This window comes from Bifidobacterium sp. SKU, from assembly GCF_026016405.1.
Classification (GTDB): domain Bacteria; phylum Actinomycetota; class Actinomycetes; order Actinomycetales; family Bifidobacteriaceae; genus Bifidobacterium; species Bifidobacterium bifidum.
The window spans coordinates 489757-505528 of record NZ_CP092890.1 but is presented as its reverse complement, the minus strand read 5'-3'; the positions used below and the strand labels follow the sequence as shown (position 1 = coordinate 505528).

The window sequence follows — 15772 nt, the reverse complement described above, 5'->3', positions numbered from 1 at the left end:
TGTTCTTTCTTCTGTGTGATGGCTATATATGCAGTGGATATTGCTAGGGGGAGCCCGGTTCGGCCAGACTCCCCCATAGAACGTCGTCAGTCGGAGATGTCGATCTGTCCAAGCTCATGGAAGCGCTTGGCGATGAGCTCCGGGGTGGTGTCGGAGATCCAGGCGGCCATGCCGGACTCGGAGCCGGCGAGGTACTTGATCTTGTTGGCGGCGCGGCGGAACGAGAAGAACTGCAGGTTCAGGCGGTAGTTCTCGCGACGCGCGTCGTGGATCGGGGCCTGATGCCAGGCGGCGATGTACGGCAGGTCCATGCCCTTGCCGTCGCCCTTGTCGAAGAACGCGTTGCCGCGCTTCAGAAGGTGCGAGTACATCGAGGCGAGGTCCCAGCGCTCCTGGTCGTTGAGCTGGTCGAGGGTGAGCACGTCGCGCACCGGAGCCACATGAACCTCAAGGGGCCAGCGGGCGGCGGCCGGCACGTAGGCGACCCAGCTGTGGTTGCGCATCACGACGCGCTCCTCGGCTTCGAGCTCGGCGTTCATGATGTCCTTGAGCAGGTTGCCGCCGGTCTTCTCGTGGTAGGCCTCGGTGTGCTGGAGTTCCTTCTCCATCTTCGGGGCGATGAACGGGTAGCAGTAGACCTGGCCGTGCGGGTGGGCGAGGGAGACGCCGATCTCGGCACCGTGGTTCTCGAACGGGAAGATCTGCTCGATGCCTTCCATCTTGGAGATCTCGGCGGTACGGAAGGCCCATGCCTCAACAACCGTGCGCAGGCGGGACACCGGCAGGTCGGCCGGCAGGCCGTCCTCGTTCGGGTCGAAGCAGATGACCTCGCAGCGGCCGGCTGCGAGCTTCTTCTCCCACAGCGGGTTGCCGTCGACGTAGGTGACGTCTTCGGAGACACCGGGCACACGCACCATCGACGGGAAACGGTTCTCGAACACGACGACGTTGTAGTCGGTGTCCGGCACCTCGCCGTCCTGGTACGGGTCGCCGGGCTTGCGCGCGGCCAGCGGGTTGCCCTTGGCGGTGGCGCCGGGGCCGGCGGTGATCGGGCGGTTCATGCGGGCGGTAGCCATCGGGATCCAGTCGCCGGTCAGCGGGTCGCGGCGCATCTGCGGGGCGGCGTACGGCACTTCGTTGCCGTCGGCGTCCAGGTGCGGGGCGAAGCGGTAGTCCAGCGGGCGCGGGTCCTTGAGCTCGCGGGTCTTGGCGCCGGAGACGTATTCCGGATCGTCGTCGAGATAGAAGAAGTCGCGTCCGTCGGCCAGCGTGGTCGGCGTGATGCGGATATGCTCCTTCGCATACTCTCCCGGGGTGTAGTTGGTGATTTCTGCCATGGTGTCACTCACTTTCTTCGGTGTGTTCGCTCTGGTGCGCCAGAACGAGTTCCTTTACCAAATCCCTTGTCTTGGCGATGGACTCGTGGTCGAGGCCATCGTCGGTGATGACCGTGTCCACCTGGTCGAACCGGGCGAACAACGATAGTGATGTACAGCTCCACTTGGTGTGGTCGGTCAGGATGACCGTACGGTCGGCGATGCCCATCATCGCCATGTCGGTGGCCGCCTCCAGCGAGTTCGGCATGAGGAAGCCACGGGGAATCGACACGGAATGGGTGCCGAGAAACACGGTGTTGACGCGCAGCGACGCGATGACCTTGTCGGCGATCGGCCCGACCAGCGAGTTCGACCGCGTGGTGACGCCGCCCGTTACGATCACCTCCACATCCTTGGATTCCAACGCCTGCACGAGCTCGGCGACCGGAATCGAGTTGGTGAGGATGGTGATGCCCGACGCCTGCTGGCTTTCCAGCAGATGCTGCGCGAACACGTAGGCCGTGGTGCCGCCTCCTATGGCGATCACATCGCCGGGGGCCACATATTGCACCGCTTCACGTGCGATGGCGTCCTTGAGACCAATGTCCATCTGCGACTTTACAGAGAACAGCGGCTCGCTGAGCAATGCGCTGGTGCTGACGGCACCGCCATGCACGCGTTTCAGCAGACCTTTGTCAGAGAGATCGGCGATGTCACGTCGAATGGTCATCGCGGAAACGCCGAGCTCCTTAGACAACGCCGTGATGCGCACTGCGCCGCGCGTACGCAGACGGCTCAGTATCAGATGTTGACGTTGTGAGGATATCATGTGAACATTATCGCACATGTTCGCGCATAAACCAAACCAATATGTGCGTTTCGTAATGTTTGACATGCGTGTTGCGCACATTACTTCCATAAAAACGAACAAAACATCACTTTTACCGCACGCTCCCCCACCCGCCGGATCCGACCGCACCCGCGCAACCGCATCGTTGCCGTTTTTTCGCGTGCGTGACACAATGGAGGGCATGGCTTATGTTTCGGAAAACTTCTGGCACGACGCGGTGAACAAAGCAACCACCGACCTGTTCACTTTCGGTTACAAGAACATCATCAAACCCAATTTCGTCTTCAACCACACCCCCGATGTGGCGCACGACCAGATGATCGAGTTCTGCAACGTCACCAAACGCATCCCGCCGCTCATGTGGCTGCTTCGCGAGATGCTCGACTACACCGACCCCGTGCTGGAGACCACAGTGATGGGCGTCGACTTCGCCAACCCGTTCGGCCTGTCCGCCGGCCTCGACAAGAACTGCGACATGCCTGTGCTCATGGACAACGTCGGCTTCGGCTTCGAGACGGTCGGCTCCACGACCTCCCGCGCCAGCGCCGGCAACCCGAAGCCGTGGTTCCACCGTCTTCCGGAATACGATTCGATGATGGTGCACGTGGGCCTTGCCAACGACGGGTCCGACAAGGTGATCGACCGCGCGGAGCAGGCGTGGACGAACGCGAAGACGATGCAGGTGTCCGTCTCCATCGCACGCACCAACGACGACAAGTGCGGCGACCTGGACGAAGGCATCGAGGACTACTGCATCTCCATGCGCCGCGCGGCCGGACGCAGCGCCATGGTCGAGGTCAACGTGTCATGCCCGAACACCCATGCCGGCGAGCCGTTCACCGCCGACCCGGACGCGCTCGACCGCCTGTTCACCGAGCTCGACAAGATCGAACGCCCGCAGCCGACGCTGGTCAAGATGCCGCTCAACAAGACGTGGCCCGAGTTCAAGGACCTGCTCGACGTGCTTGCCGGGCACAACGTGCAGGGGCTGAGCATCGCCAACCTCCAGAAGGACCGCACCGGCCTGGAGATTCCGCAGCAGTGGGAAGGCGGCCTGTCCGGCGGCCCGTGCACGGTGGCCAGCGAGGAGCGCATCGCGCAGGTCTACCGTGAATACGGCGAGCGTTTCGCCATCGCCGGCATCGGCGGCGTGTTCACCCCGCAGCAGGCATATCGCAAGATTCGCAACGGCGCCAGCCTGGTCATGTTCATCAGCGCACTGATGTACCGCGGACCGCAGCAGATCACCGTACTCAAGCGCGGCCTCGCGGCGCTCCTCAAGCGCGACGGCTTCGAACACATCAGCGATGCCGTCGGCATCGACGCCTGATCGACGCAGCCGTAGACCACCTCCAGTCATGCTACGCATGACTGGAGGTGGTCTACGTTTATCTGCCGCTCAGTCCTCAGGGAAGGCGCCGCGGATGTACTGCGGCTGGTAGGGTGCCTTGGAGACGGGCACGCCGAGCTTGGCGGCGGCGCGCAGCGGCCAGTACGGGTCACGCAGCGCGGCACGGCCGATCTCGACCGCATCGGCCTGCCCCGCACGCAGAATCTTCTCCGCCTGCTTCGGCTTGGTGATCAGGCCGACGGTGGTGGTCGGTATTGCGGCGCGTTCGCGCACCTGATCGGAGAACGGCACCTGGTAGTTGGCCTTGACCGGAATGCTCACGTCGGCGATGATGCCGCCGGTGGACACATCCATCAGGTCCACGCCGTGCTGCTTCAGCACGCACGCGGTATCGACCGTCTGATCGAGATCCCAGCCGCCCGCGGCCCAGTCCGTGGCCGAAATGCGCACCAGCAGCGGCACCGTGTCGGGAATCACCTCGCGAATCGCATCGGCGACCTCCAGCAGGAACCGCATGCGGCCGTGGATATCGCCGCCGTACTCGTCCGCGCGCTCGTTGCACAGCGGGTCAAGGAACTGCGAGATCAGATACCCATGCGCCGCATGAATCTCAATCGCCTCGAAACCGGCCCGCACCGCACGCTGCGCGGCATCCCGGAACGCCGAAACCAGACCGTGAATCTCTTCGACGCTCAACGCGCGCGGATCGGTGAGCCCACGGTACGCGATCGGGCTCGGCGCGACCGTACGCCATCCGCCGGCATCCTCGGGCACACTCTTCCCCTCGAAACCGACGCCGAAGCAGCCGGTCGACCCCTTGCGTCCGGCATGGTTGAGCTGCACGGCCGCCACCGCGCCGGCCTGCTTGATGCCGTCGACGATCCAATGCCAGGCGGCGACCTGATCGTCGTTCCACAGTCCCACATCGCGCGGCGAGATACGCCCGTCGGCCGTCACCGCGGTGGCCTCGGCGATGATCATGCCGAATCCGCCCATCGCGCGGGACACATAATGCTGGTAATGGAACGGCGTGGGCTTGCCGTCCCGCGCCACCGCCGAATACGTGTCCATCGGCGGCAGCCAGATGCGGTTGCGCATGGTAACGCCGCGCAACGTCATCGGCTGGAACAGCTGCACTCCCCCTTTGCCGCCCTTGGCCTTCTTCTTCCCCTCAGCGTTCATGGTCGTCCTTTCCTCGACAATTCGCATGGCTCCCAATCCGCGAGCCGGGAAGTCGGGATGCTTCCAAACCACGGCGAGGCAACCACCGGTCTAATCATCTCACCGCGCACAGACTCAAGCACGACTCGTGCACCGATGTTCTCCGCCTGCACAATGCGTCGGAAATCGGGCAGGGGCCGTATGAGCGTTCATGCTCATACGGCCCCTGCCTCACGCGGCGAACCGCCGCTTTCGGTGCATCGGCCCGCCGGCTCAGCTCACCGGCTCAGCTGCCGAACCACCGCCCGTCACTGCCCGCCGGTGGTCTGGCCGCCCTCGGTCTGATTGCCGCCGGTGGTCGTGTCGTTCTGCGTCTGCGTGTACTGGCCGCTGGTATCGCCCGTTCCGCCGGTTCCGCTGGTCGTCCCGTCTGTCGTGTTGGTACTCGACCTTGACGATTTCGAGGTCGAATTCGAGGTCGCCGCGTACTTGCTTGACGGCGTGCCGTAATCGACGTTGGGCGCATTGATCGCGGTGAGATACGTGTCCATGAAGTTCTTCCACGTCGGGGTCGCGATATAGGAACCGAACCATGTGCGGTGGTATACGCCGTTAATGGTCTTGTTGTCGAAGTCGCTGTTGCCGTCGGCGTTGCCCACGGCGACGAACGCGGCGATCTGCGGCACGAATCCGCCTGTCAGCATGTACGTGTTCTCGTTGGTACCGGTCTTGGCGAACGTCTTGCGGTTGTTGGCGAGCTGGGCGGTCCTCGCCTGGCCGTTGGGGCGCACGACGCCCTGGTTCATCGCGTAGGCGACGGTTTCGGCGATATCCGGGTCGACGGCCTGATGGCAGTTCGCCTTGGGCACGTCAAGCTCGGCACCGGTGGCGTCGGTGACCTTCTTGATGGCGATGGGCGTGCATTCGACTCCCTTCGCGGCGATGGTCGCGTACACGTTCGCCATGGTCAGCGGCGCGGCGGACACCGTACCACCGATGATCAGCGGGGCCTGATAGGCGCCGCCGTTCGCGGTGTCGTCCTTCAGATGCATGTTCATCTTCTGCTTGGACGCCTGATGGAAGCCCATGTCCTCGGCGGCCTGCGCGATGGGTTCGAGGCCGATGACCTTCGCCATGGCGGCCTGCGTGGTGTTGTGCGAGTTGACCAGACCGTCGAGCGGGGATTCCGCGTATCCGGGCGTGCCGCCGGAGTTCTTCACGTCCCAGGTATTGACGCCGCGGAAGCCGGGAATGTCACGGTATAGGTTCACGACGCCCGGAGCCGGCAGCACCTCGTTGATCGAGTGCCCCTTGCGCATCCAGGCCACCAGGTTGATCGGCTTCCATGTGGAGCCGACCGGGAAGCCGCTACCGCCGCCGTCTATCTGGTCCACGGCGAAGTTCATGGCGGTTCTGGCCGGATCGTTGTTCGCTTCCGGCGACGTGTCGTATATCTTGTTGATGCCGAAGCCAAGCACCTCGCCGGTGCCGGGCTTGATGGCTGCCATCATCACTTCCATCTTGCTCGCGTCGTCCGCCGGGATGGCCGCACGCGCGGCCTTCATCGCCGCAGAGTTCGCATTGACGTCCATCGTCGTGTAGATGTCGAGGCCGCCCTCATACAGCAGCTTCTTGCGCTCTTCGATGGTCTTGCCGAACTCCTTCGAGTTGAGGATCTTCTTGGTGACGTAGTCGCAGAAGAACGCCGCGTCGCCGGACGCGCTGCACCCCGCCTGCGCATCCTGCAGTTTCAGCGTGTCCTTCAGCGGCTTCGCCTTGGCCTCGTCACGCTGCTTTTGGCTGATGTACTTTTCCTGATACATCAGGTCAAGCACGATGTTGCGCTCCCTCTGGGAGGCCTTCTGGTTGCTCTCCACCGAGGGGTCGAAGGCCGCCGGGTTCTTCGTGATTGCGGCGATGGTGGCCGCCTGCACGATGTCAAGCTTGTCGGCCGTGGTGCTGAAGTATCGTCGCGCGGCCATTTCCACGCCGTAAATGCCACGGCCGAACTGCGCGATGTTGAGGTAGCCCTGCAGAATCTCCAGTTTCGAATACGTCTTCTCCATCTGCACGGCGATGAGCATTTCGCGCAGCTTACGCGCCACGGTCTCCTCGGATGCATGGTATTCGGCGATCGGATCGTTGTCCTCCTGCGCCTGCAGCAGCAGCACGTTCTTGACGTACTGCTGGGTCAGCGAGGAACCGCCCTGAGTGGCGCCCTTCTTCACGTAGGTCGCCACGAACGCACGCATCACGCCCTGGATATCCACGCCGGCATGCCGGAAGAAACGACGGTCCTCACGCGAGACCACCGCCTGGCGCATCGGCTTGGAAATCTTCTTCAATGGCACGACGATACGGTTCTGCGCATAGAACGTACCGATCTGCGTCGTACCGTCCGACGCATACAGACGCGACTGCTGCGGCAGGTCGGTCACGTTGAAATCGATGCCCTCCACCTGCAGCGACGGCACGATGGCACGCACCACGTTGTTCGATGCGAACACGGCGGGAAGGAAGAACGCGCTGGTGACGACGCCTCCGGCGAGACAGAGCAGCACATACGCGAGGAACAGCGACAACACACGTTTTGCGGTCAGGGATTTCTTCTTGGGCATGGTTGCCATTCTAGAGGGGCGTCTCTACCGGGCACGTCATCCGAACGACTGATTCCCAATCCCTCACAGGGTACTCACAAACCGGTCAGAAGACTGTAAAACGACCGGAAACAAGCCGAATCATTCTCCAACGGCCGCTGGAACGCCGGGCGTTCACCGCGCTCGGCGCAGCCGTCACCGTTGCGAGCGCCGAATCAGCATGCCCGGCTGGTAGATGATGATCGACCGGCCCTCGCGCGCGATCCACCGACGGTTCGCGAAATCCATCAGCGCCTTGTTCACCGTCTCGCGCGAAGAACCGACCAACTGGGCGAGCTCCTCCTGCGTCAGGTCATGCGGCACCTTCAGCCCGGCTTCCACCGGCTCGCCGAACCGCGCGCCGAGGTTGAGCAGTGTCTTCGCCAGGCGGGCGGGCACATCCATGAACACAAGGTCGGATATGCGCTCGTTGTTGCCGCGCATGCGATTCGCCAGCACCTGCAGCATGTCGATGGCGACGCGCGGGTGCTCGTTGAGCCACGCGAACAACGCGTCATGCTCCAGCCATGCCACGTGCGTGCCGTGGGTCATCGCCACGGCCGTGGCGGTACGGGGGCCGCCGGACGGGTCGAATACGGGAATCTCACCGAGCAGTTCGCCGTGCGCGTGGATCGACAGCAGCTGCACGCGCCTGTCCTTGGATTCGCGGATCAGCTTGACGCGGCCGCGCTCCAGCAGATACATGCGGTGGTCCCTGTCGCCCTCGCGGAAGATATAGTCGCCCTTGTCGAATACGGCCTCGTGCAGGTAAGGAATCAGCTCATTGGCCTGCTCCGGCGACACCTGTTTGAACAACGGCGTATGCAACAGCTCGTTGTCCTCTTCGGGGAACGAATTCGGCCCGATTGCCCTCATGACGCCTCCTGGTCACGTTTCCGACATGCCGGCACCTCGACACGGAGCCCCTGCGATATCGCGACGACGGCGCACCATCCACCACCGCCACCGCATCCGCATCGGCGTCCTCGCGACGGAATCCAACCCGTCGCGTCTCTGTCTTCGGTCGGTTCTGTCATATTGTAGCCTAGTTTGCACCGGGACCGTCCGGTTGCGTCAGACAGTCCGCCAGACGCGCAATCAGCCCGTCGCGGCTCAGACCGGTCTGGGCCCGCATCGGGTCCACTCGCTTCACGGCCGATTTCACGGCCTTGTCGGACATCTTCTCTCCGGAGATGTTCAGCACGCGGGTCATCTTCACGGCATCGATATCGTAGGCGAGCGTCACGTGGTGGAGTATCGAACCGGGGCCGGAGCCGATGGGCGGGAACCTGCGCTGGGCCGCGCCGCCGATCTTGCCATGGCTGGAGGCGATGTCGTTGAGACCGGAGAAGCCGACGTCGAGGCCGAGGCCACGCAGCGCGGCGATCAGCCACATGTCGCACAGACGGTACGATTCCTCGATGTCCAGGTCCGCGGCGAACCAGCGCGGCGCGTACAGCGAGTACGTGATCGTGTTGCCGGGCTCGATGAACATCGCGCCGCCGCCCGTGCAGCGCCGTACGACCGTGAAACCCTCCTTCGCGGCGACGTCTTCGTGCACTTCGTCCGGAATCGACTGGAACCGGCCGACCACCACGGCCGGGGACGCCCACTGCCAGAACCGGATAGTGGCAGGGCGCTCCCCCGCGGCCACCTCACGGGACCATTGCACGTCGACATCCATCTGTTCCTGCGGCCTGCGGGGCTTGTCCACGACGATTTTCGGCGCGAGCCGATGCCAGCGTTCGTGCCACTCGCCGGGGAATGCCGGCGGTGTGAGACCGCGGGACGCTTGAGGCGACGAGGCCGCCGGCGTAATTGTGATAGACGAGGTCGGAACAGCCGATGCGGCGGACGGCGTTGCACGCCTGCGCGCGTCATGCGCCGTCGCGGAGGCGGGCGAAGCGAGGCGCGAGGATGCCGGTCGCGCGGCGTCCCGGCCGCAAGCCGACAGCGCGCGGCGCAACGCGGTCAGTATCGTTTCCGCATTCGCGCCGGTAACGGATACATGCTCATCGCGTGCGATGCGTTCAAGATAGGAGACGGTATCCGGATCATCGGGCGGCGTATCGCACTGTGTTATATCACGCTGCGCTATATCGAGAAGCGCCGCATTCAGACGGCGCAGATACCTGTCGACCGCGGCATCGTCACCTTCAACGAAAAAATCACCGTCCACGCGACAGCCGACGACGTGGCCGTTATCCGGCGCGCACGCCACTGTCACCCCGACCAGCTTGCCGCCCGGGCGCTTGCATTCCCCACGACTTTCGATATTCACCCGATACACGTTACACGCCGAATCTGTCCGCGTGGTCGTCTCAAACCCCGTACGCGAAACCACCCCAGTCTCGCTTTGCTCGACAGCCCGCCAGCGGTGGCCTATATCTCGGTCCCGCTGGCGGGCTGTCGAGCAAAGCGAGACTGGGGTGGTTCACGCCACCGCCGCGTTACAGGCGAGCGAGAATATCCTCGCCGACCTGATCGGTGGAGCGAACGGTGGAGCCCAGCTCCTCGATATCAGCCTCGACCGCCGTGTCGATGCGGGCCGCGGCATCGTCGAAGCCAAGATGGCGCAGCAGCATCGCGGCCGACAGGATGGCCGCGATCGGATTCGCCTTGCCCTGACCGGCGATGTCGGGCGCGGAACCGTGAATCGGCTCGAACATCGACGGATACTCGTTGCTCGCGTTGATGCAGCCGGACGCGGAATAGCCGACGCCGCCAACAACGGCACCTGCCTCGTCGGTGAGGATGTCACCGAAGAGGTTGTCGGTCAGGATCACGTCGAAGCGCGACGGATCGGACACGAGGAAAATCGTGGCCGCATCGATGTGCTGGTAGTCGTGCGTGACCTCCGGGTACTCTTCGCCGACACGGTCGACGATGCGCTGCCACATGTCGCCGGCGTTGACGAGCACGTTCTTCTTGTGCACCAGCGTGATGTGCTTGCGACGCTTCATCGCCAGCTCATAGGCGTACCGCACCACGCGCTCCACGCCGTACGCGGTGTTGATGGAGACCTCGGTGGCGACCTCGGCAGGAGTGTCGCGACGAACCGCTCCGCCGGCACCGCAGTACAGGCCCTCGGTGCCCTCACGCACCACGACGAAATCGATGTCGCCGGGGTTCGCGAGCGGCGAGGTGACGCCCTTGTACAGCTTGGACGAACGCAGGTTCACGTACTGGTCGAGCGCGAAACGCAGCTTCAGCAGCAGACCACGCTCCAGGATGCCGGCCTTGATGCGCGGGTCACCGACAGCACCGAGCAGGATCGCATCGGTCTTCTTGATGCGCTCCAGCTCCTCGTCCGGCAGGATCGCGCCATCACGCAGATAACGCTCCGCACCCAGGTCGAAATTCTCGTATTCGAAATCAGCCACTCCCTCAGCGGCCTTTTCCAGCGCCTTCTGAGCCCAGGGGGTGACTTCCTTGCCAATGCCATCGCCGGGGATAACGGCGATTGTATACTTCTTTGCCATAGCCAACAGGGTATGTGGCCGTGCTCGAAAACAATGCGCCCAGTCCGTCTAGTGGACAGACGGTGGAGGCGACGTGATCTTCGCGCATGGTCTGTGCCACAGAATGCCGAAAAACGCTATTTTGACCGTGGTGTGGTACATGCCCGATATGGCCGATTCCGGGCTTCACAGCGAAATCGGCCATTTTGCAAGGATCTTTGATATTCTTCTTGTACCCCAACAGCGCATGTAACCGATTAAAACCGATTCTGTGGCAAGGTCCTGTGCCACACCACGCGAAAAAACGGTGTTTTTGACGTGGTATGGCACAGGAACCACCATTCATTCCACTATCCGGCACAGCAAAGTCCGAATGCCGGAACAACCATATGATCCCCACCCGCGGGCCCCAAAATCATATCCCCTTGCAGGCGGGGGGGGCGCGAAGCGACGGAGGGTGGTCAAGAGAACCATCCGACACAGAACCACCGAAACGCAGGACCATCCCCACCGCTACGCGGGAGCCCCCGCCAGCGGGGGCGCGATATGGAAGCCCCGCAATCAGGGACGGACGTCGGCCGCGGCTAGCGGGTCAGGCCCATGACGGAGAGGCACCAGGCGTTTTCGTAGCTGACTTCGCGCCACTGCTTGTAGCGGCCCGAGGTCCCGCCATGACCGGCCTCGACTTCGATCTTGATGATCGCATCGATGCCGGCGGCTTGCAGTCGGGACACCCACTTGAGCGGCTCGACGTACAGCACGCGCGTATCGTTCATCGACGTGGTGGCGAAGATACGCGGGAACGGCCGCAACGATTGCCTCTGCAAAGACCGCGTGGACGCCGCGCCCGCACCGGCCTCGCCGTCCGCGCCCTCCGGCGCGTTTTCGTATGGCGAATACGATTTCATGCACCGGTAGACGTCCGCGTCGTGCAGCGGATCGCCCCACTCGTCCCACTCGGTGACGGTCAGCGGCAGCGACGGATCGAGGATCGACGTCAGCGCATCCACGAACGGCACATCCGCCTCGATGCCCGCATACAGTTGCGGCGCCATGTTCGCAATCGCACCCATCAGCAGGCCGCCGGCGGAGCCGCCGTACGCCACCGTCCGACGCGCATCGGCCAACCCTGCGTCCTGCAGCGCGGCGGTCACGTCGATGAAGTCCTCGAACGTGTGCCGCTTGTTCAGGCGCCGCCCCTGCTCATACCAGGCGCGTCCCATCTCGCCGCCGCCGCGCACGTGCGGCACGGCGTACAGCACGCCGCGGTCGAGCAGGCTCAGGCGAGCGACTGAGAAGCCGGGGTCCGAACTGATCTCATAAGCACCGTACCCGGTGATGAACATCGCGCCGTCAGCGGCCGGCTCATGGCCGCGCCGCCACACCAGTGACACGGGTATGCGCTCACCGTCACGAGCGGTGACCCACACCCGACGCTCCATGTACTCGCGCGGATCGAAGTCGCCCAGCACCCGCGCCCGCTTGAGCAGCTCGTCATGCCCGGTCGCCGGATCATACTCATGCAGTTCACCCGGCCGCGTGTAGCTGGAGAACGTGTACCGCATGCGCGGCGCATCATACGAGGGGTTTCCGCCCGTTCCGATGGAGTACAGACGATGGGTGGCTCCCGGCAGCGTTCCGCCCGCGGCCTCGGCTGCACCGTCATCGGCCCGCCCGGGCACGTCCCAGTCGCCGTCCAGCGCCGGCGGCATCAGCTCGCGGAACGACCATGGACGCCCGGCGAGGAAGTCTTCGGCCGCCTGCGTCTTGGTCATCGCCGCCACGTGCGGCAACCCGTCCGTGCGGTATGCGAGCGTCACGAAATGCCGGTGGATGGCGATGCCCTCGATGGCCAGCCCGTGCGCCCCCTGCAATATCCGGGGGTTGGCGGGATTCGAGTAGGCCGTCCCGGCCGGCTTCGCGCCCGCGCCCGCCTCCATGTCGTCGCCGCGCGCGCACCCGTATGGCGAGCCGACCGCCACGCGCACGCCTTCTCCCAGCGTATACGGCGGCTGATGGGTTCGCATGTCGATCACGTCGATCTCGAAGTTCGGATCCTGAGCATTGTGGTACACCACGGCAACCGGAATATCGGCCCCGTCAGCCCCGGCACCTTCGAAGCATGCGAAGCTCACGTCATATTCCACGTCGTCCTTGCGCGCGATGAACACCGAGAACTCGCCTTCCGGCGTCGCGGTCGGCAGCATCCACACTTCGGACGAAGTTTTGGACGCGGAGCAGATCACGATGCTGTGCTCGTCGAAACTCATGCCGACCCCGACCCAGAACCGCTCGTCGTCCTCATGGAAGACGACTTCGTCCTGCTCGACCGGCGAGCCGACGCGGTGCCGGCGCACCTCGCACGGCCGCCAGGCATCATCAAGCGTCACGTAGAACACCCACCGCGCGTCCGGCGTGAAGCATGCCGCGCCGATGCCCTCAAGGCGCTCTGGCAGCTCATCGCCCGTGTCAAGATCACGAATGCGGAAGTCGTACCGCTCGTCACCTCGCGTATCGACGCCGTACAGCATCCATCGGCCGTCCTTGCTGACGGACAGGCCGCCCAGCGCGAAGAAATCATGCCCCTCGGCCTCGCGGTTCGTATCAAACACCACCTGCTCGCCCGGCAGCGAACCGGCTCCGACGGCGCTCCCGCCCTCCTCGCCGGCTCCCCCGACTTCCGGAGGCGTCCAATCGTCCTCGCCGCGCACCGGCAACCGGCACTGCACGGCGTACTGGCTGCCTTCGCGGGTACGCGCGAAATACCAGTATCCGTCCATGCGCACCGGCACCGACATGTCGGTCTCCTGCACATGCGCCTTCAACTCGTCGAACAGCGTGCCGCGCAGCCCCGCCAGCCCCGCCATGCGGGCGTCACAGTACGCGTTCTGCGCGGCCACATAGTCGCGCACCTCGGGTGACTGCTTGTCTCGCATCCATTCATACGGGTCAATCACGGCGTCCCCGTGGAACACGCGCTTCACCGGTTCACGCCGGGCGATGGGAGGTCGGCAAGCGGCGACGCCGCCGTTCGTTTCGTCTGTCATGCTCGTGATTATACGGCCCGACTTGAGACAGCGGCGAACTTCGCTCTTCGGGAAGTCACTCCGCCAGGTCCGTTCGTCCGAGTTTCTGCTTGAGGTACGGCAGCATGGTCTTCATGATGTTCGAACCAGTGGTGCCGGTGAACACCGGCACGTCGGTGACGGGCATCGGCTGCGTCGAGGTCATGCCCATCATCGACGACAGACCCGTGGCCTCACGGGGCGACAGCTGCCGTATGCCGATCGCCAGCACACGGCCGGGGTATCGCCGAGCGATGGTCGCATACGTGGTCGGGTCCTTCTGCCCGTCATCGCCGATCAGGATGAACCGCATGTCGGGGAAGTCCGCCATGAGCTGTTCGGCGAACTCCAGCTTGTGCTGCGGACCGGACGGCACGAACGTCTTCGGGCGCGGGTCGAGGTCGCGCAACAGCAGCGGTCCTTCGGGGAAGCCGTGATACGAGATGAAATGCCGGATCGATCCTTCCACGTTCCAGGGGGACGTCGACAGGTAGAAGAACGGCGCGTCGGGGAACATGTCCTGCAGTTTGGTGAACAGCACGCTCATGCCCGGCACGGAGTTGCGCTTCTTGGGGTTCAGGAACAGCAGGTTGTATGCGGCCTTCCACAATATCGGCGCCTGCGTGACCATAACGGTGTCGTCCACGTCGGAGATGATGCCGACCTTCGCGCTGGAGGGGATGGTGAACAGGCTCGCCGAGACCTCCGGCCGCCCCTTCACGCGATAGGTGACGCGGTGAACGCCGGTCTCCAGCTGATGCTCGGCCACCAGGTCGAGGTATCCGCTTTCGTCGGACACCGCGTATTCGCTGCCGAGATCTCGCACAGGATTGAATTCGTCATATCGCTCGGATTCGCCGATCTGCACGGTTTCCAGCGGCGTCCCGTCTATGCTGATACGCACCTGCACGCGGGACGCGGGAATCGCCAGCATGCCTTTGATGCCGCGCGTCAGTGTGCCGGCGTTGCTGTGCTTGGGCGCGTACACGGTGCGGCAGATCAGCCTAGAGTAGACCTCGGTGCCATAGCCGACGTACGGGTCCACGCGCGGGAACCAGTCGAGCTTGCGCGCGACGGCGGTGGACAGTCGCACCCACAATCCGAACGTGCCGGTGACGGCCCGGCGCATGCGGCGCACCAGTACCGGCTGCACCTCGATGCGCTCGTGCCGCGACGCGGCGTCGAACGTGGTGACGACCGGGCGTGCGGGAATCGGCACGGTGAGCATGTCGTCCTGCGGGGAGCCGGTCTGCCCGGACGGGTCGTGAGCCGCGTTGTCCGGATCCGATCCGTCATGTATCGGGCCGTCATGCCGCAGCCCGTCATCCCGCCCGCCGAGAGGGCGCGCTCCGCCCCGGCGTGGTGTGTTGTCGTGTGCGATGCTCATGGGTTCCGCCATCCGTTATCACGTTAGCTGTATGTCAAATATATCCGTCGGATATGTCGTCGTCATGTACCTTCGTCACCGTCGGCCATCGCCGGCTTGCGTTGTCGGTCGCCGACGGCGGTGCCGGTCACTGGGCGATCTTCGCGTAGGATTCGGCGTCGAGCAGTTCCGGCTCGTCATCGTCCAGCTCGATCTTCAGCAGCCATCCTTCGCCGTACGGGTCGTTGTTGACGACGGAGGGGTCGTCCGCGGCGTCATGGTTGACATAGCGGATGGTACCGGCGACCGGGCAGACCAGCGGTTCGACGGCCTTGGCCGATTCGAGCTCAAGGACCTCGTCGCCGGCCTCCACGCGCGTGCCCTCGTCCGGCAGGTCGATGAAGACCAGCTCGCCAAGCTGCTGCTCGGCGTACGCGGTGATGCCGACGATGGCCGGGGACACCGAATCGTCCACCCACACGTGCTCTTCCGAATACTGCAGGTGATCGGGGATGTCAAGGTTCAACGGGTTGTCGATTGCGTTCTCGTCACTCATGCCCCCAGTG

Annotated in this window: 11 protein-coding genes; 1 reads left to right on the top strand and 10 read right to left on the bottom strand. The window is 64.1% G+C overall.

Annotated elements, in window-relative coordinates:
* Positions 1-86: 86 nt before the first annotated feature.
* Together galT and MMB49_RS02225 are read right to left on the bottom strand one after the other, a co-directional pair.
* A complete protein-coding gene (gene galT, locus MMB49_RS02230) occupies positions 87-1337 on the bottom strand; it encodes a galactose-1-phosphate uridylyltransferase (protein WP_013363154.1) in 1251 nt (416 codons plus the stop codon).
* Between the two features lie 4 nt (positions 1338-1341).
* Complete coding sequence (locus MMB49_RS02225) at positions 1342-2145, bottom strand: DeoR/GlpR family DNA-binding transcription regulator (protein WP_003815312.1); 804 nt, start codon at positions 2143-2145, stop codon at positions 1342-1344.
* 202 nt (positions 2146-2347) lie between these two features.
* Between MMB49_RS02225 and MMB49_RS02220 the strand changes: the two genes are divergently transcribed.
* Entirely contained in the window at positions 2348-3496 is a 1149-nt protein-coding gene (locus MMB49_RS02220) for a quinone-dependent dihydroorotate dehydrogenase (protein ID WP_047271589.1), read from the top strand.
* A gap of 69 nt (positions 3497-3565) precedes the next feature.
* On the opposite strand, the gene MMB49_RS02215 is transcribed toward MMB49_RS02220, so the two are convergent.
* The 8 genes from MMB49_RS02215 to gcvH form a co-directional block, all read right to left on the bottom strand.
* Positions 3566-4699 carry an NADH:flavin oxidoreductase/NADH oxidase gene (locus MMB49_RS02215; RefSeq protein WP_013363152.1) on the bottom strand — a complete coding sequence of 378 codons (1134 nt, stop codon included), beginning with the start codon at positions 4697-4699 and terminating at the stop codon, positions 3566-3568.
* Positions 4700-4986: 287 nt separating this feature from the next.
* Positions 4987-7296, bottom strand: coding sequence for a transglycosylase domain-containing protein (locus MMB49_RS02210; protein WP_052773308.1), 2310 nt, complete (start codon positions 7294-7296; stop codon positions 4987-4989).
* Between the two features lie 174 nt (positions 7297-7470).
* Entirely contained in the window at positions 7471-8190 is a 720-nt protein-coding gene (locus MMB49_RS02205; protein ID WP_003811992.1) for a Crp/Fnr family transcriptional regulator, read from the bottom strand.
* Positions 8191-8359: 169 nt separating this feature from the next.
* On the bottom strand, positions 8360-9604 hold the full coding sequence (locus tag MMB49_RS02200; RefSeq protein ID WP_047271587.1) for a biotin/lipoate A/B protein ligase family protein: 1245 nt from the start codon (positions 9602-9604) through the stop codon (positions 8360-8362).
* Positions 9605-9764: 160 nt separating this feature from the next.
* Positions 9765-10796 (bottom strand): 3-isopropylmalate dehydrogenase, encoded by a 1032-nt coding sequence (locus tag MMB49_RS02195; RefSeq protein WP_047271585.1) that lies wholly within the window; start codon positions 10794-10796, stop codon positions 9765-9767.
* A 563-nt stretch (positions 10797-11359) separates the two neighbouring features.
* On the bottom strand, positions 11360-13822 hold the full coding sequence (locus MMB49_RS02190) for a S9 family peptidase (protein WP_047271583.1): 2463 nt from the start codon (positions 13820-13822) through the stop codon (positions 11360-11362).
* 55 nt (positions 13823-13877) lie between these two features.
* A complete protein-coding gene (locus MMB49_RS02185) occupies positions 13878-15227 on the bottom strand; it encodes an App1 family protein (protein WP_042995855.1) in 1350 nt (449 codons plus the stop codon).
* A 127-nt stretch (positions 15228-15354) separates the two neighbouring features.
* On the bottom strand, positions 15355-15762 hold the full coding sequence (gcvH, locus tag MMB49_RS02180; protein WP_003811987.1) for a glycine cleavage system protein GcvH: 408 nt from the start codon (positions 15760-15762) through the stop codon (positions 15355-15357).
* Positions 15763-15772: the final 10 nt, after the last annotated feature.